Origin of the sequence: Kitasatospora phosalacinea (genome assembly GCF_000717185.1) — a bacterium.
GTDB lineage: Bacteria > Actinomycetota > Actinomycetes > Streptomycetales > Streptomycetaceae > Kitasatospora > Kitasatospora phosalacinea_A.
Genome location: NZ_JNYE01000014.1, coordinates 76,901 through 96,416, shown reverse-complemented (window position 1 = coordinate 96,416; position 19,516 = coordinate 76,901). Strand labels below are relative to the sequence as shown.

Below are 19,516 nucleotides of genomic sequence, written 5' to 3'. Positions count from 1 at the left end.
AGGTAGGGGGCTGGGGGTCAGGCGGGGGCGTCTTCGGGGGTTTCCAGCCAGCCGAGGGTGGCTACGTGGATGCCGGCTTGGAAGCGGCTGCGGGCGTCCATGCGGATCATCAGGTCGGCCATCATGCGGCGGACGGTGCGGAGGGAGACGCCGAGGCGTTGGCCGGCGCGTTCGTCGGTGAGGCCTTCGGCGAGGAGGCGGAGGAGTTCGCGTTCCTGGCCGGTGAGGCCGCGGGGGTCGCGTTGGGGGCTCTCGCCGAGGGGGCGGGCGTGTTCCCAGACCTGGTCGAAGAGGGCGCGGAGGGCGGCGACTACGCCGGGGCTCTGGAGGAGGACGGCGCCCTTGCGGGGGTCGTCGGGGTCGATCGGGACGATGGCGGTGGCGTTGTCGACGACGATCATGCGCAGCGGGAGGGTGGGGGTGGTGCGGACGGCGCCGCCGAGGCCGTGCAGCCAGCGGGCGTACTGGACGGTGGCGGGGTCGTTGCGGACGCTGTCCTGGTAGACGGTGCGCATCCGGACGCCTCGTTCGAGGGTCTCCTGGTCGAGGGCGCGGCTGGCTTCCATGACGGGGGCGGGCTGGGGGCCGCCGGGGGCGAAGGAGAGGACTTCGGCGGTGGCGTCGGAGGCGAGTTGGATGAGCCGGTCGCGGACCTGGTCGAGGCTGGCGAGCATCTCGATGCCGCGCTGCTCGCCCGCGCCGGGGGCGTGGATGCTGGCGTACTCGGCGATGAGCCCGGCCATCGCGGCGCGGCTGCGTTCGGCTTCGCGCTGGCGGCGGGCCTCCTCGGCCTCCTGGTGGGCGAGGAGGGCGGCGAGGCCGCGTTCGGGGTTGACGGCGCGCCAGCGGGTGCCGCAGCTGGCGGGGCGGGTGAGGGCGAGGTCGGCGAGCCGGTCGAGGGCGCCGCAGACCTCGGACTCGGTGGCGTCGAGGTGTCCGGCCAGGCCGCCGGTGTCGAGGTCGGGGTGGAGCAGCATGGCGCGGTACACCGCTTCGCCGAACGCGTCGAGCCCGATCGGGCCGCCGGCGGTCAACGGCCGGTCTTCCGCGTGCCCGGCCCGGTGCCCGTTCTCGTGGTTCTGCCCATGTCGACCTCCAGCGCGCAGGTGCCGCGCATCCCCCGGATTCCTGCTGACCGGGCGTCAGACTAGCGCTGACCGGACGGCGGGAGAACTGGCTTGCGGAGATTCTGTCGCACTGGTGGGCGGGTCGTGAAGAGCGCCCGGCAACTGTCATATTCGTGCCAGGCGGGGATCTGACACCCGCCCAACCCCCCGGAGCAGCGCGGGGTTTGCCACGCTGGACGAATGTACGCGATCCGTCTGGAGCTGGTTCCGCCGCCCGTTGCGGACGGCTGCCCGGAGGCGGCCGGGGCCGGTCCGGTGCGGGCGCTGCTGCTGCGGCTGCCGCTGGACGGGGCCCGGGTGTGCCACGCGCGGGTGCGGGAGGACGCGGCGGGGCTGGGGGCGGTGTGCTTCCTGACGGCCTCCTCGCTGCTGGCGGCGGAGTGGGCGTTGCGGGCGGGGGCGGGGGCGCTGGTGGGGCCGGGCGGGCCGCTGGCGGGCTGGTCGGTGGTGCGGTGCGAGGCGGATCCGTGGTTCGCGCTGGGGCGGTGGCAGGACCGCGCCCGCAATTGACGGTACATCAACAATGCAGGTCCGGAGCTGTCCTCAGGGTGTCACGGCACTCTGGTGCCAGCCCCGGGCACTGGCACGGAGGCGCCGCCGGGAGCACTCTCGTTGTTGTCGGAAGGACGACGGAGCGGGAACCGCGGCAGCAGCCCCCGGCGGGGGACGCGGAGCGCACCGGACGCCTGACGACGGCTCACACCACGCTCCCCGGTGGCAGCCCGGGGATCAGCCGAACGCGAGAGGACCGGGCACTCCCATGTCGCTGAACATCCGAATTGCCGCGATTGCCGTACTTGGCGCACTGACCGTGGGTGGCGTCGCCACCGCCGCCGAACTCGCCGGGCCGACCCGCCACGGCGCCGCGGTCACCGCCGACGGGGCGGTCGCGGACGGCCCGCAGCAGCCCGCCGGCGCGGGGGCGCAGGCGGTCGTGATCGGCCCCGGCGTGTCCGACCCGGTGCCCGTGCCGTCCGGCAGCCCGAGCCCGTCCGGCAGCCCGACCGGCGGCGCGCAGGAGTCCGGTACCTGGGGCTGGGGCTGATCGGACCGGAACGGACCGGGGAGGCGCGCGGATGACGACCGCACTGGAACGCCCGCTGGAGCAGCGGGCCATGACGGACCGGTTCCCGCTCGCCGGGGCGGCGGCGGACCCGGCCGGGATCCTGCTGGCCGACGGCCACCACCTGTTCCGCTCGGGCCTGGGGGCCCTGCTGGACCGGGAGGAGGACCTCGCGGTGGTCGCCGAGGCGGCCCGCGGCGAGGAGGCCGCGGCGGCGGCCGCCCGGGTGCGGCCCGCGGTGGCGGTGCTGGGCCTGGAGCCGGAGCAGCCGGACGGTCCGGCGCTGGCCCGGCAGGTGCAGCAGGCGGCGCCCGGCACGGCGGTGCTGCTGCTCGTCCCGGCGCTGCCGCGGACGGCGGAGCTGCGGCGGGCGCTGGTGGAGGGCGCGGCCGGGGTCCTGCTGAAGGACGTGCAGGCGGCGGCGCTGATCGCGGCGGTGCGCGAACTGGCCCGCGGCGGCCGGGTGTACGACCCGCGGCTGGTGCTGGACGTGGTGCGGGCCGGGCAGGCCGGGCCGCTGAGCCGCCGGGAGCTGGCGGTGCTGGGCGAGATCGCCGAGGGCAGCACGGTGCGGGAGGCGGCCGCGGCGCTGTCGCTCTCGCCGGGGACGGTGCGCAACTACGTCTCGGCGGCGATCGCCAAGACCAGGGCCCGCAACCGCTGCGACGCGATCCGGATCGCCCGCGAGTGCGGCTGGCTGTAGGGCGCTCGAAGGAGAAGGGCTCGCCGACGACCCGTCAGGTTCCCGCTGACGGGTCGCAGGCGTGCGTACGGGCGCGGGGGTCCTAGAAGTTCTCGCCGAAGCCCTCCCCGGCGCGGGCGGCGTCCACCACGTCCGCGAAGCCGTGCGCGGTGCGCGGCACCCCGGCCGGGCGGCTGCCGATCAGGAACTCGCCGACCGAGGACTCCGCCGTCCAGTCCAGGCCGAGCGCCCGGGCGGCGGCGTCGGTGTCGCCGGAGCCGAGGCCGCACGGGGCCAGGCCCATCGCGGTGGCGACCAGGTAGAGCGTCTGGTAGAGCACGCCGACGTGCTTGAGGGTCAGCGCGTACGCGATCTGGCTGTACTTCCAGGAGAGCCGGCCGAAGCGGCTGGTGACGGTGAGCAGCACCTGCGGGTCGACGGTGCAGGCGGTGGCGCGCCAGGCGGCGGTGACGAGTTCGCTGAACGCGGCCTCCTCGCCCGGGTGCTGGAACGGGCGGGGGCGCAGCCGGTGGGCGGCGGCGTCGTAGCGGTAGACGCCGGGTTCCAGGCCGGTGCACTTGACCACCGAGAGGTAGACCTCGAGTTCGCCGGTGGCGCCGCCGGCCGGGTAGGGGCGTTCGACGCCGTCGTAGCCGTGCGGGTCGGCGGGGTCGCCGGGGATGACCCGGCGGACCCGGGCCACCCGGTAGAGCAGTTCGGCGAGCTGGTCGAGGGTGACGGGGGCGTCGGCGTAGGAGCGCACCGAGCGGCGGCCCTCCAGGACTTCGCTGAGCGCGGGGTCGCGGGCGACGACGGTGTCCCAGTCGGGGACGGGCAGGTCGATGCCCTCGCCCTCCTCGCGGGTGCCGGGGGCGGAGACCGCGGGCAGCTGCGGGACGTCCTGGTGGGCGAAGACGCCGCCGGTGGGGTAGTCGTGGCGGCCGGGGCGGCTGCGGGCGTGGAACAGCAGGTCGTGGAAGTCCCAGAGCGGGGCCTCGGCGCCCTTGCCCGCGTCCAGGAAGCCGCCGCCCGCGAGCAGTCCGGCCAGCGCCTCGCCCTCGGCGGGGCTCATCCCGGCGAGCAGGGCGGCGGCCCCGGCGGTGCGGGAGGTGCTGAGCGCGGCGACGAAGGCTCCGGCGGCGGCCTGGTGCAGGGTGAGGCGGAACGGCGCCATCGGCGATTCGAGGACGCAGCTCTCGCCGTCCTGGCCCTGGCCGTCCGGCAGGCGGCGCAGGTAGGCGAACCGGGAGAGCACCAACTCGCCGGTGGGGCGGGCGAATCCGGGCAGGGTGGCGGAGCGGGCGATCGGCACGGCGGTGGCCAGCGGGGTGCCGAGCGGGTCGGTGACGGTGGTGGTGACCAGGTACGGGAAGCGTTCGAGCAGCTTCAGCAGCCGGACGTGGTCGAGCGCCAGCAGGTCGAGGTCGGCGTCGGTGCGGGTGAGGTCGAGCAGCGCGGTGACGGTGCGCTCGCCGAGGGCGTGGACGCGCTGGCGGCCCCACGGGTGGGCGAGTTCGACGTCGGCGCCCTGGGCGGTGACGTCGACCTCGGGGCGCAGTCGCAGCAGGCGGCGCAGCGGGTGGTGGCCCCCGGTGGCGGGGGCGGGCGGCAGGGTGTCGATGACGGTCACGGGTACCTCCCCGGAGGGGCGGGGCAGCCGGGCCCGGCTGCCCCGCGCGTCGGTCAGATGAAGACGGGGATCGGGTTGAGCTCGCTCTCCGGGGTCGGGGTGTCCAGCCAGCCGAGCCGGACCGGGACGTCGTAGAGCCGGCCGGGCGCGAACCTGGCCCAGAAGTGCCGCATGCCGGGAACGATCACCCGGGCGACGGGCAGGCCCACGTCGGGGCGGGTCTGGTCGGCGACCAGGAACTCCATGCCGCGGTCCTCGACGATCTTCTGGACGAGCGCCAGGTCGTCGGCGAGGTCGGCGCCCGCGAGCGGGAGCCAACTGGCGGGGGTGGAGCGCGGGGCGTCGGGGTCGGGCAGCAGGTAGGGCTGGTTGGCGACGGTGGCGGTGGTCCACCAGGCCTTCTGCTCGGGGTCGGCGCCCGCGTAGCTGACCCGGCCGTGCTCGTCCCCGGCGACGGGGCCGAGGAACTGGTTCATCTCGGTCAGGGCGCGGGTGAGCGCGATGTGCGGGTCGAGGTGGGCGCCGAACGCGATCAGCACGTCCTCGTTGGTGCCGCCCCGCCCGGCGTCCGTGCGGCGGGAGAACGCGCCGACGACGGGGATGCCGAAGTCGGCGGTCAGGTCGAGCGCCCAGATCTCCCGGCGCAGGCCGCGGTAGACCTCGCGGAGCTGGTCGACGTACGGGTCGCCGAAGGCGTCCAGGTCGACGGCGGGGCGCTGGACGCGGTTGTACCACCACAGCGCGACGGCGTCCCGTTCGACGAGTTCCAGGAATCCCTGGAGCACGGCGTCCTCGAAGGAGGTGCCGGCCGCGCAGCCGTTGGAGTCGCCCGCGGCGTAGAACCGGCCGGCGTGCCGGTAGCCGTAGTACATCGCCTGGGTGGGCAGCCAGCGGTGCCGCTGCTCGGTCAGCGACCAGGCCGGGGACCACTCGATCGGGTCGTCCGCGCGGAACGGGACGGGCACGACGTTGAACATCGACTGCTTGGCGTTCCAGCGGTCGCGCTCGGCGTACTGCCTGGCGGAGTAGAGCAGGGTGCGGGAGGGGTGGATCGCGGCGTCGCCGAGTTCGGCGTAGGTCGCGGTGCGGCGGGCCTCGTCGCCCTGGAAGACGCCGGAGAAGCGCTCCATGGCCTCGCCGAGCGCGGAGGCCCGGGCCTGCACGTCGGTGCGGCCCTTGCCGCAGGAGACCGAGCGCAGGCCGGTGCGCAGCTGCCTGAGGTCGCCGCTCTGCCGGGAGAGGTTCTGCCCGGAGACGTAGACCCGCAGGCCGGTGGGGGTGCGGGCGGCGGGGACGAGGGTGGTGACCACGCCGGTGACCGGGCTGAGCTGGGGGCGGTACTTCTCCAGCATGTCCTCGGGCGAGGCGGAGCGGTGGCCGCCGTCGGCGGTGAACGCCTTGGGCCGGGACTCGAAGCGGACGGGGGCGAGCTGGCGCTGCGCCACCATCGCGTCGTCGCCGCAGGCGGCGCACTGCGGGCGGCGCACCAGGACGTGCTTCTCGCTCTCCAGCAGCACAGTGTCCAGGGTGGTGACGGCGGGCTGCGCCGGGCGGGCCCCGGCCAGCCACTTGGCGGTCTCCAGGGCGGCGAGCTGGGTGCCGAGCGCCAGGGTGGCGGGCAGGTGGGCCCCGGCGGTGGGGATCGGCCCGTCCTGGCCGAGGCGGTGCTGGAGGTAGCTGAGCGACTGCCGGTTGGCGGACAGCCGGTGCGCCAGGCACTCCCAGCAGCCGGAGCCCTCGGTGTTCTCGGCCCCCGGGGCGTCGGGGCTGAACACCGGGCCGACCCAGACGATCGAGCCGACCGGGCGGGCCAGCAGCCAGGGGCGGCCGTCGGCGAGGGCCTGCCGGTTGCGTTCGGCCAGGCCGGGGTGGAGGTAGTCCTCGGTGAGCGCGACGGTGAAGGCGGCGTCCGGGTCGACGGTGACGCCCGCGGCGGCCAGCGCGGCCAGGAACGGGGCGGGGTCGAGCTCCCCGTGCACCTCGACCCGGACGGTGGCGCTGCGCAGCGCGGTCATCGCGGTGTCGCCGTCCTGCCCGGCCATCTCGAAGAAGGCCGCGCCGGGGCGGTCGGTGGCCGGGTCGGCGGCGGTGACCCAGCCGCCCGCGCGGAGCTTGTCGACGCCCGCGCGGAGCCGGTCGGCGGGGACGACGCCGTCCAGGGCGGCGCCGATCTGCTCGGCGGTGCGGGTGCCGTCCAGCAGCGGGGCGAGGGCCTGGGCGAGCCTGCCGTCGACCACCGAGACGCCGCGCTCGGAGACCAGGTAGACGGCCTCGCCGTCGACCACGTACGGGGTGAAGTGGCGTTTGAAGCCGATGAGTTCGGACATGGCGGGTACTCCTCGATGCGGCGCGCGGTCAGCGCAGGGTGGCGAGCGGGGCGGCGGAGGCGTCGTGCAGGCGCAGCAGCAGCAGGCCGACGGCGACGGTGCCGTCCAGCGCGCCGAGGTTGACGGCGTCGTGCGCGGCCCGGTCCGGGAACCAGGTGCCGTGCAGGCGGTGGCGGGTGAGCAGTTCGCGGACCATCAGGGCGGCGGCCTCGCGGCCGTCGTAGAACGGGCCGGGCAGCAGGGCTTCGGCGCCTTCGGGCAGGGTGTGCACCAGGCCCGCCTCGGCCGCGGTGAGCGCCTCGGTGGCGGCGGCGAGCAGGGCGCGGCCGGTGAGGGCGGCGAGTTCGGGGCCGGTGACGGGCGGGGCGAGGGCGCCGAGGTCGGCCCGGTCGACGGCGTCGGCGCCGAGCGAGACGGCGGCGTCCAGGCAGGCGAGGCGGCCGGAGCGGGTGCCGGTGGCGAAGCGGTGGGCGCGCAGCCGGGCCCGGACGTCGGCGGGGTCGGCGAGCAGGGCGGGGGCCTCGGCGAGGGTGCGGGCGAGCGCGGCGGCGATCGAGTCGGCGCCGCCGGGGACGAGTTCCAGGAAGTCGAACGGGGCGTGCTCGTCGGCGAGTTGGTCGAGCGCCCCGGCGGCGAGGACCCGGATCGCCTGGTCGGTGTCGGCGTGGCTGCCGCCCGTGGCGCGGCGCAGCCGCAGCAGGTTGAGCAGCAGGCCCGCGGTGCCGAGCGGGACGTCGCCGTGCGGGGTCCGGACCGGGCGGCCGGGCCGGTTGGAGGCGGACTCGGCGACCGTGACGGCGCCGGGGACGAGGGCCTGGGCGGCGGTGAGGAAGTCGGCCTCGCCGAGCAGCAGGCCGCCGCGGGCCAGGCCGTGGATGATCGCGCCGGGGCCGAAGAAGCCGCCGGGGACGGGCGCGCCGGAGGCCAGCCGGGAGTCCCCGGCGAAGGCGAAGGCCTTGGGCTCGGCCGGGTCGATCAGCGCGGCGGCCTCGGCGAGCAGGGCGTGGGCGGCCCGGTGGAAGCGGGGTTCGCCGGTGGCGGACCAGAGTTCGGCGAGGAACAGGGCGATGCCGAGGGTGCCGGAGGTCAGGTCGGGGCCGAGCACCTCGACCTGGCGCAGGCCGGTGCCCGGGTACCAGCCCTGGGCGACCCAGCCGGTGCCGCGGCGGGCGGCCAGGATCCGGTCGCCGACCGCGACGGCCTCGGCCAGCAGCTCGCCGGGGCTGGGCGGTTCGGCGGCGGCCAGCGGGCGGAGCGGCTTCGCGGGGGGTTCCTCGGTGCCGGCCCGGGCGGCGTCCGCGCAGCCGGAGAGCACGGCGACGTGGGCGTCCAGGTCGAAGTCGTCGAGTTCGGCGACCCGCTGCTGGAGGCGCTGCCAGCCGGTGGAGCGGAAGTGGCCGGGGATCTCGCGGCCGTCGGCGGTGAACACCGAGGAGGAGGTGGTCAGCGAGCGGAAGAACGGGATGTCCAGGGTGCGGAAGGAGTCGAGCTCGGCGAGCACCACCTCCAGCAGGTCGCCGCGGTCCGGGTCGCCGGAGCGGGCGGTGACGGCGCCGCGCAGGGCGCCCGCGATGACGGTCTCCCGGGTCGCGCCGTCGTCCAGCGCGAGCGGGCTGGTGGAGGCGCGCAGGATCTTGTAGCCGTCCCAGGTGTGGCGCCAGATGTAGCGCACCCAGACGCCCCGGAAGCCGCTCAACGGACCGTCGGTGTCGGCGAGTTCGCCGCGGAGGCGGTACAGCGCGCCGTGCATCTCGCGGTAGCCGTCGACCACCTCGTCGGTGTACTGCCACGGGTCGGCGGGCTGTCCCTCGTGCACCGGCCGGTAGGCGGTGATGGGCAGCGCGGGCACGCCGGGGACGACCTCCAGGCTGCCGACCCGGGACAGGCAGCCGATGTCGAGGGCGTCGGTGCGCCCGGCCGGGGTCCAGGCCTGGAAGGCCATCGCGGTGCGCACCACGGTGGTCTCCAGCTCGTCCAGCAGGGCGTGCTGGGCCTCCTTGAGCACCGGCGGGTTCTGGACCCGCGGGTAGAGCAGGCACTCCAGGTCGATCAGGACGGGGTGCTCGCCGTCGGCCAGCAGGTTGTCGGCCCACATGTCGCGGCCCTCCAGCAGCTGCACCAGCCGGATCGTCATGCCCAGGCGGCGGTAGAACCGGGCGAAGCCGGCCCGTTCGGTGCACGGGCGGGACGGGACGAGCTCCTCCCAGCCGTAGTCGCCGGAGCAGTCGGTGCTGAGCGAGGCGCCGTGGCCGTCGTCGCCGCGGTCGGAGCGGATCAGCACGGTGCGCAGCGGCAGGTCGAGCGAGAGCTCGCGGTTGAGGCGCTCGACCAGGCCGAGGAAGGCGGCGGCGTGCCGCATGTCCTTGGGCTTGTAGACCACGCCCGCGCCGTTCTCGAAGCGCAGCAGCGCCACCGAGCGGCCCTGGGCGTGCCGGTCGCCCGCGTCGCCGTGCACCGCGTCCAGCGCGCCCGGGTCGGTGCCGCCCCACATCTCGGCCACCAGGCCGGCCCGGTCGGCGGCGAAGCGGGCGAACATCTCGGTGTACATCTCCTGCCACTGGCGGCAGACCGTGCCGATCAGGTAGGCCAGCGCGGGCAGCCGCTCCAGCCGGGCCAGCCAGCCCGCGGCGGAGGCGTCCGGGCCGCCCTCGGCGTCCCAACCCGTCGCGCGGGGGCGGCCGGTGGCGAGCTGGAACTCCTGGCACAGGGTGAGGTTGGCGACCTCCACCAGCCGCCCGGTCAGGGTGGAGACCACGTCGGCGCGGCCCTTCACGGTGACCGGGACGCCCAGCACCGCGCCCTCCCCGGCGGGCAGCAGGGCGTCGGCGGCGGCCACGAAGCCCGCCGCGACCGCGCCCGGCCCGGTCGCGGGGGCCGTGCTCTGGGCGCGCAGGAACACCGCCAGCGGGTACGCCCAGGACGGCAGCTTCGCCGGGTCGGCGAGGCGGACGCGGCGCAGGCCGTCGCCGAGCGGGCGGCCGGTCTCGGCGAGGTGGTCGAGCAGCACCCCGGCGGAGCGCTGGTCGCCCGCGGCGCGGCGCAGCCAGGTCTCGACGGCGGCGGTGCGGCTGCGCCGGTCCTCGGCCGGGTCGGGGGCGAACAGGGCCTGCCCGTCGTCGCGGGCCGCGGCGCGTTCCTCGAAGCTCGCCGCGGCGGCGATCACGGCGTGCAGCCGCTCGTCGGCGCCGGGCAGGCCGGGCAGCAGGACGGCCGTCGGGGCCTGGTGGCCCGAGGCCCCGGGGGTGCGGAGCCAGGTCTGAACGTCGAGCGACATCTCACATCTCCTGGAGGCGGGCGAGGCGGGTGAACAGCGGGTCGGTGCCGAGAAGTTCGCGGTAGGTGCCCTCGGCGGACACCCGTCCCCCGTCCAGCACGTAGATGCGGTCGGCGGTGCGGACGGTGCTCAGTCGGTGGGCGATCACCAGGCGGGTGCGGTCGAGGCCGGCGACGGCGGCGGCGACCCGCTGCTGGGTGGCGTTGTCGAGCGCGGAGGTGGCCTCGTCGAGCAGCAGCACGGCCGGGTCGCGGACCAGGGCGCGGGCCAGCAGCAGGCGCTGCACCTGGCCGCCGGAGAAGCCCTGCGCGTCCTCGCCGACCCTCGTCCCGAGGCCCATCGGCAGGGCCCGCAACTCGTCGGCGATCCCGGCGAGTTCGGCGGCGTGCCAGATCCGGTCCTCGGTGACGTCGGGGTCGGCCCCGGCCAGGTTCTCCAGCAGCGAGCCGCGCAGCATCCGGCCGTGCTGGAGCACCGAGCCGAGCTGGCGGCGCACCGACCGGGCGTCCAGCTCGGCCAGTTCGCGGCCGTCGTAGCGGACCGCCCCGGCCTCGGGCTGCTCGAAGCCGAGCAGCAGCCGGACCAGGGTGGACTTCCCGGCGCCGGACGGGCCGACCACCGCGACGAACTCGCCCGGCTCGGCGCGCAGCGACACCCCGTCCAGGGTGGGCAGCGCACTGCCCGGGTAGCGGAACACCACGTGCTCCAGGGCGAGTCGCCCCTTCAGCCGGCCCGGGTCGGCGAGCCGGCCGCTCCGCTCGGCGGCGTTCACGGCCGGTTCGGCGAGGATCGGCCGCAGCCGCTCCAGCACCGGGGCGACCCCGTACGCGCCCGCCGCGGCGTGGGTGACCTGGCCCAGCGCCAGCGCGACCTGGCCGGCCGCCACGCCCGCCGCCACCAGGTGCCCGGCCTCGGCGGCCGAACCGAACGTCGCCCCGGCCAGCAGCACGGCCAGCAGCAGGGGCTGGAGCGCGGCGGTGAGGGCGCCGGACAGCGCCTCGGTGCGCATCGCGGCGGCGTCCGCGCGCTTCTGCCCGGCGAACGGGACGGCCCAGCGGGCGAAGGCCTGGATCTCCCGGCCCGCGGTCTGGATCTTGTCGATGCCCAGCAGCAGCCCGTACAGCACGCCCTGCAGCTGCCCGTGCGCCTCGTACACCTTCGACTCGTGCTCCTGGCGGCGACGGCCGAGCAGCAGCAGCCCGGCCGTCACCGCCAGCACGGCGAGCAGCAGCAGCCCGCCGAGCCGCCAGTCCACCAGCAGCAGGACCGTCAGCCCGGTGACGGCGAACACCGCGCCCAGCACGGCACCCACCAGCACCTCCGAGAGGGCTTGCCGGGCCTGCGCCACCGCGTTCGCCCGGTGCACCAGGTCACCCGTGGTGTAGTCGCGGAAGAACCGCGCGTCCTGGGCCAGCAGCCGGTCCCAGACAGCGGGTTCGAGCGCGTGCTGCACCCGGCCGGTGAGCCGGACGGCCGCGGTGTTGCGGACCAGCGTGAGCAGCCAGGACGCCGCCACCGCGGTGCCCAGCAGCACGGCCAGCCAGCGCACCGGGTGCCGTTCGGCCAGCAGCAGGCCGGGCAGCAGCACTCCGGTGGACAGCGGGACGAGCAGGCCGAGCAGCGCCGACACCAGACCGGCCCCGCTCAGCACCGCCAGGTCCCGGCGGGCACCGGGCACGGCGAGGGCGAAGCGCAGCAGGTCGACCGGGGTCGGGCACCCCGGCGGCAGCGGCGGGTACAGCAGCAGCGCCTGGCGGCTCAACTCCGCACGGGTGGAAGCCCGTTCGGAACCCGGGTCGTGGCGGCGGTGCCGCCCGGCCCGGGGGACCAGGGCGATCGGCCGGCCGTCCTCGGCGGCGAACGCCACCATCGGCCCGGCCGTGCCGTTCTCGTCCCCGCCGCTCAGCGTCACGGGACGCCAGCGCACCCCGGCCCGGCGCAGCAGCGCCGTCACCGGGTCGGCGGCGTCCCGCACCGCGGCGGGGACCTGGTCGGGCACCGGCACCCCCAGGGCCCGCAGCACCTCCCGCGCCTGGTCCGCGCGGTGGCGCGGCGCTGTCGGCGTGGCTCCGCCGGGGCGCGGGGAGGTGTGCGGACGGGTGGTGGTGCCGAACTCCGCCAACGCGTCCGCGAGTGCGGTCCGGTTGGCGTCCGCGGTGGCGTCGGCCCGGGTCGCCGGGCCGCGCTCGGGGTCCGCCGCGGTGGTCTGCGTCCCGCCCGCGGGGGCGGCGGGGGTGGTCATGGTGCTCATGCCTGCTCCTCCGTCCGGACGGGCTGGTTCTCGGTGGTGCTCCCGGGGGCCCGCGACGCGCCCGCGGGGGCGGCGGAGCGGTCCGCGGCAGCCTCGCGACCGGCCACGGGCAGCGACGCGCCTGCGGCGGGCCCGACCGGGCGGACGTCGACGGACGACGCCCCGCCCGGGCTCCCTGCCGCCCCGGCGGTTGCGCCCGCCCCGCGGCCCCCGCCCGCGGCAGCGGCTCCGCCCGCGGCGGGCGGCGCCCCGTCCCCTCGCTCCTCCGGCCACGCGGCAGCGGCTGCCCCTGCGGTGCGGGAGGGACGGACGGCTGCCGCCCCCGGCCCGGAACGCCCCGCGGCAGCGGCTCCGCCCGCGGCGGGCCCGGCGGTTGCGCCCGCCGCGGCGGCCCCGGTCTCGCGCAGCAACTCGCGGTAGGGGCCGTCCTGTTCGGCGAGTTCGGCGGGCGGGCCCTGCTGGACGATCCGGCCGTCCCGGATCACCACGACCCGGTCGGCGGCCTGGATGGTGCTGAGGCGGTGGGCCAGCACGAGGCAGCTGACGCCGCGGCGGCGCAGGTGCCCGTTGACGGCGGCCTCGGTGTGGGCGTCGAGTGCGCTGGTCGCCTCGTCGAGCACGACCAGCACCGGTTCGAGGGCCAACGCCCGCGCGATCTCGATGCGTTGGCGTTCGCCGCCGGACCAGTTGCGGGCGTCCTCGTCGATCCGGGCGTCCAACCCGCCGCGGCGGTGGACGAGTTCGGCGGCTTCGGCGTCGGCGAGGGCCCGGTGCAGGACGTCCTCGTCGGCCGAGGGGTCCCAGAGGGTGAGGTTCTCCCGGACGGTGCCTTCGAAGAGGCGCAACTGCTGCTCGACGTAGGCGACCTGCCCGGTGACGACGGCGCGGTGCCAGTCGTCGCGGGGGCGGCCGTCGAGCAGCACCTCGCCCTTCCAGGGACGCAGGACGCCGGCCGCGAGCCGGGCCAGGGTGGACTTGCCGCTGCCGCTGCCGCCGACCACGGCGACCCATTCGCCGGGGGCGATCCGCAGCGAGATGCCGGTGAGGGCGGGGGGCCGGTTGGGGTCGTAGCCGAACTCCAGGTCGCGCAGCTCCAGTTCGCCGCGCAGCCGGACGGGTTCGGCGGGGGCGTCGAGGACCGGGGTGAGGTACGGGTCGACCTCGCTGGTCTCGATGTCCTCCAGCAGCGCGTTCTGGGCCCGGGCGACGGTGAACTCGGAGCCGGTGCCGACGAGTTGGGAGACGGGCAGCAGGAAGCCGTTGAGCAGCAGCAGGAAGGCCAGCAGGGTGCCGAAGGAGAGCGTTCCGGCCAGCAGCAGGGCGGTTCCGGCGATCACCGCGGCGGCCGCGGCGGCGGAGTTGAGCGCGCCGGGCAGCGAGAGCGGCACCAGGACGCTCCGGGCGACCTGCTGCCCGGTGTGGGCGGCGCGGGCCTGCCAGCCGGCCCAGGAGCGGAACAGCGCGTCCTCGGCGCCCTCGGCCTTGACCGTCTCGATCGCGGACACTCCGGCGAACGCGACGCCGTCGCGCTTGTGGCCCTCGGCGTGCAGCCGGTGGATGGTGCCGCCGCGCCGCCGGTCGGCGGAGCGCAGCGCGAGCGCGTCCAGCACCGCGACGGCGACCGGGATCACGGCGAGCCTCGGGGCGAGCCAGAGCAGCGCGGTGAGGTGGACGGCGGCGGCGGCGAGCGAGGAGGCCGCCCCGGCGACCCGGTAGGAGAGCAGGTTGGCGAGACCGTCGTTGAGCTGGACGCGGGTGACCAGGCCGCCGAGCTGGCGGCGGTGGAAGAAGGCGCCGGGCAGCCGCAGCATCTTCCACAGGAAAGCGGCGGAGGAGCGGGCGGCCATCGCCTCCAGCACCCGGTTGACCATCGCGGAGCGCAGCCAGTTCCCGGCCAGGACGAGCCCGGTGACGGCGGCCCCGGCCAGGGTCAGCGGCAGGGCCCAGTCGGCGGCGCCGCCGTTGACGACGGTGGCCAGGTAGGTGCGCAGCAGGAACGCGGAGGCCACGCCGGGCACGGTCATCAGCATGCCGACCAGCACGGCGGCCAGCATCGGCCAGGCGTAGGGCCGCATCCGGGCGCCGAGCGAGCGCAGCAGCGGGAAGCGGCGGCCGCCGGGTTCGAAGTCGGGGCCGGGCTCGAAGCCGACGGCGATGCCCGCGAAGGAGTCCCAGAACTCGGCCGGGGTGGCGGAGTAGGAGCCCAGCGCGGGGTCGTTGACGTGCACCCGGCCGCGCTTGACGCCTTCGAAGACGGCGAAGTGCGGGCCGGTGACCAGCACCACGGACGGCACCGGCACCGCGTCGAGGCCCTCCAGCCGCTCCCCCTCGCGGCGCACCACCCGGCGGCCGCGGGCCTGCAGCCCGTAGCGTCCGGCGGCGCGGGCGACGGCGGCGGCGCTGACCCCGTCGCGGCTGACCCCGCAGGCCCGGGAGGCCTCGTTCAGGGTGACCCGCCGACCGAACGCGCCGAGCACCACGGCGAGGCAGGCGGCCCCGCAGTCCTGTTCCTCCATCTGCGGAACGACCGGCGTGCGCAGGTAGGTGCGCTTCTTCCGCGGCCCCTTCTGCTCCGACTTCTGCTCCGACTTCTGCTCCGACCTCTGCTCCGACTTCTGCTCCGGCTGCGATTCCGGCTGCGGCGGGCCGCTGTTGGCGGTGCGCGGTCCGGTGGCGGGCGGCTCGACGGCCGCGGCCCGGGCGGGCTTCATCGCTTCGCCTCCTGTCCCAGCACTGCCTGGTACGGGTGCCGGCTGCCGAGGTCGACCCGGACGTCCAGGGCCAGCGGGCCGGCGAACGCGACGCCCTGCGGGAGCCGGGCGTAAGCGACCCAGACGGGGGCGCCGCCGGACGGCAGGCCGGGGACGGCGACCGGCAGGGTGCCGTCGAGCGAGTCGGCGCGAACGGGCAGCGCCTCGACGCGGTCGATGACGGCGCGCACCGCTCCCCCGCCGGGTGCCGGGACGAGCACGGGCAGGCCGGGGGCGAGCTTCGCCGCGTCCTCCGGGTCGTCCAGCAGCAGTCGGACGGTGGCCGGGGCGGTGGCCGGGTCGAGGGCCAGCACGGTTGTGCCGGGAGAGAGTTGGGTGCCGGGCGGGACCAGCAGGGCGCTGACGGTGCCGCTCTCGGGGGCGGTGAGTTCGCCGTCGCCGACCCGGGCCAGCACCTGTCCGGCGGTGACCGCGTCGCCCGGTCGGACCTCGAACTCGACGAGGCTGCCCGCGTGTTCGGCGGCGACCCGGACGGGGGCGTCCCCGTGCGCGGCGACGGCGTGCACGGTCATGGTGTGCGGGAGCCTGCCCCACACCGCCCAGCCCGCGCCCGCACCGACGGCCAGCAGCAGGGCGGCGGCGGCCAGCCACAGCCGGGGGCCGATCAGCCGGACGGGCTGGTCGAGCCCGGGTTCCAGCACGGCGGCGGCCCGGGCGGCGGCGACGGCGGCGGTGCGCGAGGGCGCCCCGGCGTCCTGCTCGGGTTCCGCCGCGGGCGGTGTCCCGGTGTCCCTCCCCGTGTCCCGCTTCGTGCGCTTGTGATCCGTCTCCGCGGCCTGCGGATTCGTCGCGGTACTCATGCCGCCACCTCCATCGGCGCGGGCTGCGGCGCGGTGCGCAGCGGGCAGGACACCGGCAGTTCGCGCACCCCGCCGAAGGCGAACTGTTCGTTCGGGCGGGCGGTGGCGTCGGTCAGGGTGGTGCTCAACTCCCGTACGGCGTCGGCCTCGGCGAGGCCGCGCAGGACGGCGGCGCCCGCGATCAGGGAGAGCGGGGCGCCCAGGCAGTGGTGCGGGCCGTGGCCGAAGGCGAGGTGCTGGCGTTCGGGGCGGTCCGGGTCGAAGCGGTCGGGGTCGGCGTAGCGGCGCGGGTCCCGGTTGGCGGCGGCGTACAGCAGCATGGCGACGCTGCCGGCCGGGAGGACGGTGTCGCCGAGCGCGACCTCGCGGGTCAGGGCGCGGGCGCTGGCCCGGACGGGGCTGCCGAGGCGCTGGGCCTCGTCGAACACGGCGGCGGCCAGTGCGGGCCGGGCGCGCAGCCGGGCGGCCAGGCCGGGGGTGCGGATCAACTCCCAGGCGGCGACGGCGAGTCCGGAGGTGAGCGTCTCCAGGCCGTTGGCGAGCAGCATCACCACGAAGGCGAGCAGTTCCTCGGTGTCGAGTCGGCCCTCGCCGCGGGCGGTGGCCAGCTTGCTGATCAGGTCGTCGCCGGGCCGGGCGGCCCGCTGGGCGCACAACTCCTCGACGTAGGCGTGGAATTCGGCGAACTCGGCGTCGACGGCGGCGGCTCCGGGTCCGGTGCCGGCGGGGTCGAGCATGGCGCGGGCGACCAGGCCGGCCCAGCCGGTGATCCGGCCCTGCTCGGAGTCGGGGACGTCCAGGATCGCGCAGGAGACGGCGACCGGCAGCGGGACGGCCAGGTCGGCGACGAGCTCGAAGGAGCCGGCGGCGACCAGCGGGGCGAGCAGCCGGGCGGCGGTGGTCTCGATCCGCTCGCGCATCTGCTCCAGCCTGCGGTGGCTGAACGCGGCGGTGGCGAGCCGCTTGAGCCGGGTGTGGTCGGCGCCGTCGCGCATCGGCAGCATCCGGTTGACCACCTTGAGCAGGGCGGTGTTCCCGGCCCGGGGGAGTCCGACGGTGGTCGGGTCGACGTTGGTGCCGGGGTTCATCAGGACGGCGAGGATCTCCTGGTGCCCGGAGACCACGTACAGCGGGCCGAGGTCCAGGACGGGCGCCTCGGCCAGCAGCCGGCGGTAGAGCGCGGGTGGGTCCTGCTGAGCGGCGGGCTGCTGGATGAACCGCGTCAGCTCGTGCCGGAGGCTGTCCATGCCCGGCTCTCCTTCAATCTGGCGGTGTGGCTCGGTCGTCGGGGCCGGAGCGGGGTGCGGGGGTGGGCCGCCGGAGAGCGGACCACCCCCGCACAGGACCCGAATTACTCGGCCGAGACCTCGGCGACGGAGTTCGACACCGAGCTGAAGCTCGACACCGGGCAGGCGGCGGAGAGCAGGGAGGAGACGGAGACGCCGCCGTTGACGGTGTCCAGCTCCTCGACCTCGATGTCGAACTGCTCGTCCTTGTTGATCTCGTTCTGCGCCATGGGAGGCTCCTTCTGTTGCGCGGCTCCGGCCCGCTTCCCGGGTCGGTCGCCTCGGTCTTCCTTTTCCCGCCGTTCGCTTTCCCGGTCCCGATTTCCCCGGTGCCGCTCTCGGCGATGTCTCAACTATGACCGGGTTCCGAAAATCCGTGCAGTAGGAGATGTCAGATTCCGCGGGGCGTAAATGTCACCGCCCGAGATGACATTTTGCACGTGTTCTGACCTGCGGCGATGCGCTACTTGCCGTTCCCGGCCCGCACCCGTCACGCTGCATGCATGACACCTCTTTCCGAGAAGTCCCCGACCGTGGAGGTAGTGGACCTGCGGCGCAGTTACGGAGAATACGAGGCCGTGCGCGGAATCTCCTTCTCCATCGCCCGCGGCGAACTGTTCGCCCTGATCGGCACCAACGGCGCGGGCAAGACCAGCACCCTGGAGGTGCTGGAGGGCTACCACCCGCCGACCTCGGGCCGGGTCCGGGTCCTCGGCCTGGACCCGTTCGCGGCGGGCCCGCAGCTCCGTCGGCGCACCGGGGTGATGCTCCAGGAGGGCGGGTTCTTCAAGGAGTTGACGGTCAAGGAGACCGTGGACTGCTGGCGCTCCTTCACCAGCCGGGCCCGGCCGACCGCCGAGGTGCTGGCGAAGGTCGCCCTGGAGGCGAAGGCCGGCACCCGGGTCGCCCAGCTGTCCGGCGGCGAGCGCCGCCGCCTGGACCTGGCGCTGGCCGTGCTGAACGACCCGGAGCTGCTGTTCCTGGACGAGCCGACCACCGGCCTGGACCCGGAGGCCCGGCGGGCCACCTGGCGGCTGGTCGAGGAGCTGCGCGCGGCGGGTACCACGGTGGTGCTGACCACCCACTACCTGGAGGAGGCCCAGCAGTTGGCCGACCGGGTGGCCGTCATGGACCGCGGGGTGATCGCCGCCGAGGGCACCGTCGCCCAGGTGCTGTCCGGCCGTGGCGACCTGATCAGCCTGCCGCTGCCGCCCGGCCACGGCTTCGCCGAGCTGCCCGAACTCCTGGGCACAGCACCATCGTTGAGCAACAACCGGGCGGTCTACCGGGTGCCCCGCTCGGCGCCCGCACTGGCCGCGCTGCACGCCTGGGCGGCCGCCCGGGGCGTCGAACTGGACGGCCTGGAGGTGCGCTCCGGCTCGCTGGAGGACGTCTTCCTCGACCTCGCCGACCGCCACCACCCCACCACCCCGCTGGGAGCGTCCCGATGAGCTGGTCCGCCTACGCCAAGGGGCAGTTCGCCCTCTCCTGGAAGGTGTTCTGGCGCAACCGGCGCTCCACCTTCATCGGGTTCCTGCTGCCGGTGCTGCTCAACCTGGTGGTCGCGGCGCCGCTGCGCGAGCGGGAGATCGGCGGGGTGAACGCCGCCGGGTACGTGGCGGTGGGGCTGCTCGGGCTGGCCCTGGTCACCTCGTTCGTCCACCTGCTGGGCAGCGTGGTGTCGCGCCGCGAGGAGCTGGTGCTGAAGCGGCTGCGCGGCACCGAGTGCCCGCCGAGCGCCGTCCTGGCCGGGCAGTTGGGCGCGGGCGGGGTGGTGGTGCTGGTCCAGGCGCTGGTGCTGGGCGGCGTCGCGGTCGGCTGGTTCGGGGCGCCGCTGCCGGCCGATCCGGCGCTGCTGCTGCTCGTCCTGCTCGGCGGCTACCTGCTGTTCGCGGTGCTGGCGGTGGCCCTGTCGGGGGTGACGCCGTCGGCCGAGTCGGCGCCGCTGGTGGCGACGCCGGTGCTGGTGCTGTGCATGTTCGGCGCGGGCGTGTTCACCCCGGTCGCGGGCCTGCCCGACTGGCTGCGGGGGCCGTCCGGCGCGCTGCCGCTCTCCCCGGTGGTGCGGGGGCTGCGCACCGCCTGGTTCGGCCGCGAGTTCGGCGCGGAGACCTGGGCGGGCGGCCCGCTGCGGGAGCTGGACCTGGTGCACGGCTGGACGTCCGCCGGGCCGTCGCTGCTGCTGCTGGCCGCCTGGCTGGCCGGGGCCGCGGTGCTCTCCCGGCGCCTGATGCGCTGGGAGCCGCGCCGCGGCTGACCCCCCGTCGGTCGCCCTCGGACCGCGGCCGGTTAACGCCGCCTACCC

14 protein-coding genes are annotated in these 19,516 nt (G+C 76.1%); 5 read left to right on the top strand and 9 right to left on the bottom strand.

Annotated elements, in window-relative coordinates; translation table 11 throughout:
• Nucleotides 1–17 precede the first annotated feature (17 nt).
• A complete protein-coding gene (locus OO57_RS08320; RefSeq protein ID WP_033251662.1) occupies nucleotides 18–1,034 on the bottom strand; it encodes a LuxR C-terminal-related transcriptional regulator in 1,017 nt (338 codons plus the stop codon).
• A 273-nt stretch (nucleotides 1,035–1,307) separates the two neighbouring features.
• Between OO57_RS08320 and OO57_RS08315 the strand changes: the two genes are divergently transcribed.
• The 3 genes from OO57_RS08315 (at nucleotide 1,308) to OO57_RS08305 (ending at nucleotide 2,893) form a co-directional block, all read left to right on the top strand.
• Nucleotides 1,308–1,637, top strand: a complete 330-nt coding sequence (locus OO57_RS08315; RefSeq protein ID WP_033251661.1) for a hypothetical protein — start codon at nucleotides 1,308–1,310, stop codon at nucleotides 1,635–1,637.
• A gap of 250 nt (nucleotides 1,638–1,887) precedes the next feature.
• Nucleotides 1,888–2,172, top strand: coding sequence for a hypothetical protein (locus OO57_RS42320; RefSeq protein ID WP_158715058.1), 285 nt, complete (start codon nucleotides 1,888–1,890; stop codon nucleotides 2,170–2,172).
• Nucleotides 2,173–2,203: 31 nt separating this feature from the next.
• Complete coding sequence (locus OO57_RS08305) at nucleotides 2,204–2,893, top strand: response regulator transcription factor (RefSeq protein WP_051776906.1); 690 nt, start codon at nucleotides 2,204–2,206, stop codon at nucleotides 2,891–2,893.
• An 82-nt stretch (nucleotides 2,894–2,975) separates the two neighbouring features.
• On the opposite strand, the gene OO57_RS08300 is transcribed toward OO57_RS08305, so the two are convergent.
• The 8 genes from OO57_RS08300 to OO57_RS43670 all read right to left on the bottom strand — a co-directional run bounded on the left by OO57_RS08300 (nucleotide 2,976) and on the right by OO57_RS43670 (nucleotide 17,441).
• Nucleotides 2,976–4,502, bottom strand: a complete 1,527-nt coding sequence (locus OO57_RS08300) for a SagB/ThcOx family dehydrogenase (protein ID WP_051776904.1) — start codon at nucleotides 4,500–4,502, stop codon at nucleotides 2,976–2,978.
• 53 nt (nucleotides 4,503–4,555) lie between these two features.
• A complete protein-coding gene (locus tag OO57_RS08295) occupies nucleotides 4,556–6,829 on the bottom strand; it encodes a TOMM precursor leader peptide-binding protein (protein ID WP_051776902.1) in 2,274 nt (757 codons plus the stop codon).
• A gap of 28 nt (nucleotides 6,830–6,857) precedes the next feature.
• Nucleotides 6,858–10,103: a type 2 lanthipeptide synthetase LanM gene (gene lanM / locus OO57_RS08290; protein WP_051776900.1), complete on the bottom strand. Its 3,246-nt coding sequence runs from the start codon at nucleotides 10,101–10,103 to the stop codon at nucleotides 6,858–6,860.
• A 1-nt stretch (nucleotide 10,104) separates the two neighbouring features.
• Nucleotides 10,105–12,354 (bottom strand): ATP-binding cassette domain-containing protein, encoded by a 2,250-nt coding sequence (locus OO57_RS08285; protein ID WP_051776898.1) that lies wholly within the window; start codon nucleotides 12,352–12,354, stop codon nucleotides 10,105–10,107.
• Nucleotides 12,351–15,065, bottom strand: coding sequence for an ATP-binding cassette domain-containing protein (locus OO57_RS08280; protein ID WP_051776897.1), 2,715 nt, complete (start codon nucleotides 15,063–15,065; stop codon nucleotides 12,351–12,353). Before OO57_RS08280 ends, OO57_RS08285 begins: the two co-directional genes overlap by 4 nt.
• Nucleotides 15,062–15,925 carry a biotin/lipoyl-containing protein gene (locus OO57_RS08275; protein ID WP_033251658.1) on the bottom strand — a complete coding sequence of 288 codons (864 nt, stop codon included), beginning with the start codon at nucleotides 15,923–15,925 and terminating at the stop codon, nucleotides 15,062–15,064. The genes OO57_RS08280 and OO57_RS08275 overlap by 4 nt, the downstream gene beginning before the upstream one ends.
• Nucleotides 15,922–17,172 carry a cytochrome P450 gene (locus tag OO57_RS08270; RefSeq protein WP_033251657.1) on the bottom strand — a complete coding sequence of 417 codons (1,251 nt, stop codon included), beginning with the start codon at nucleotides 17,170–17,172 and terminating at the stop codon, nucleotides 15,922–15,924. The genes OO57_RS08275 and OO57_RS08270 overlap by 4 nt, the downstream gene beginning before the upstream one ends.
• Nucleotides 17,173–17,276: 104 nt before the next feature.
• Complete coding sequence (locus OO57_RS43670) at nucleotides 17,277–17,441, bottom strand: hypothetical protein (RefSeq protein ID WP_157845508.1); 165 nt, start codon at nucleotides 17,439–17,441, stop codon at nucleotides 17,277–17,279.
• A gap of 273 nt (nucleotides 17,442–17,714) precedes the next feature.
• Here OO57_RS43670 and OO57_RS08265 point away from each other — a divergent pair, with 273 nt between their 5' ends.
• A complete protein-coding gene (locus OO57_RS08265) occupies nucleotides 17,715–18,662 on the top strand; it encodes an ABC transporter ATP-binding protein (protein ID WP_033251656.1) in 948 nt (315 codons plus the stop codon).
• Nucleotides 18,659–19,468 carry an ABC transporter permease gene (locus OO57_RS08260; protein WP_033251655.1) on the top strand — a complete coding sequence of 270 codons (810 nt, stop codon included), beginning with the start codon at nucleotides 18,659–18,661 and terminating at the stop codon, nucleotides 19,466–19,468. Before OO57_RS08265 ends, OO57_RS08260 begins: the two co-directional genes overlap by 4 nt.
• Nucleotides 19,469–19,516 lie beyond the last annotated feature (48 nt).

Excerpts from the sequence above, each read along its gene's own strand:
- OO57_RS08315 (WP_033251661.1), top strand. The coding sequence starts at position 1,308 with ATGTACGCGATCCGTCTGGAGCTGGTTCCGCCGCCCGTTGCGGACGGC.
- OO57_RS42320 (WP_158715058.1), top strand. The coding sequence starts at position 1,888 with ATGTCGCTGAACATCCGAATTGCCGCGATTGCCGTACTTGGCGCACTG.
- OO57_RS08305 (WP_051776906.1), top strand. The coding sequence starts at position 2,204 with ATGACGACCGCACTGGAACGCCCGCTGGAGCAGCGGGCCATGACGGAC.
- OO57_RS08295 (WP_051776902.1), bottom strand. The coding sequence starts at position 6,829 with ATGTCCGAACTCATCGGCTTCAAACGCCACTTCACCCCGTACGTGGTC.
- lanM (WP_051776900.1), bottom strand. The coding sequence starts at position 10,103 with ATGTCGCTCGACGTTCAGACCTGGCTCCGCACCCCCGGGGCCTCGGGC.
- OO57_RS08285 (WP_051776898.1), bottom strand. The coding sequence starts at position 12,354 with ATGAGCACCATGACCACCCCCGCCGCCCCCGCGGGCGGGACGCAGACC.
- OO57_RS08280 (WP_051776897.1), bottom strand. The coding sequence starts at position 15,065 with ATGAAGCCCGCCCGGGCCGCGGCCGTCGAGCCGCCCGCCACCGGACCG.
- OO57_RS08275 (WP_033251658.1), bottom strand. The coding sequence starts at position 15,925 with ATGAGTACCGCGACGAATCCGCAGGCCGCGGAGACGGATCACAAGCGC.
- OO57_RS08270 (WP_033251657.1), bottom strand. The coding sequence starts at position 17,172 with ATGGACAGCCTCCGGCACGAGCTGACGCGGTTCATCCAGCAGCCCGCC.
- OO57_RS43670 (WP_157845508.1), bottom strand. The coding sequence starts at position 17,441 with ATGGCGCAGAACGAGATCAACAAGGACGAGCAGTTCGACATCGAGGTC.
- OO57_RS08265 (WP_033251656.1), top strand. The coding sequence starts at position 17,715 with ATGACACCTCTTTCCGAGAAGTCCCCGACCGTGGAGGTAGTGGACCTG.
- OO57_RS08260 (WP_033251655.1), top strand. The coding sequence starts at position 18,659 with ATGAGCTGGTCCGCCTACGCCAAGGGGCAGTTCGCCCTCTCCTGGAAG.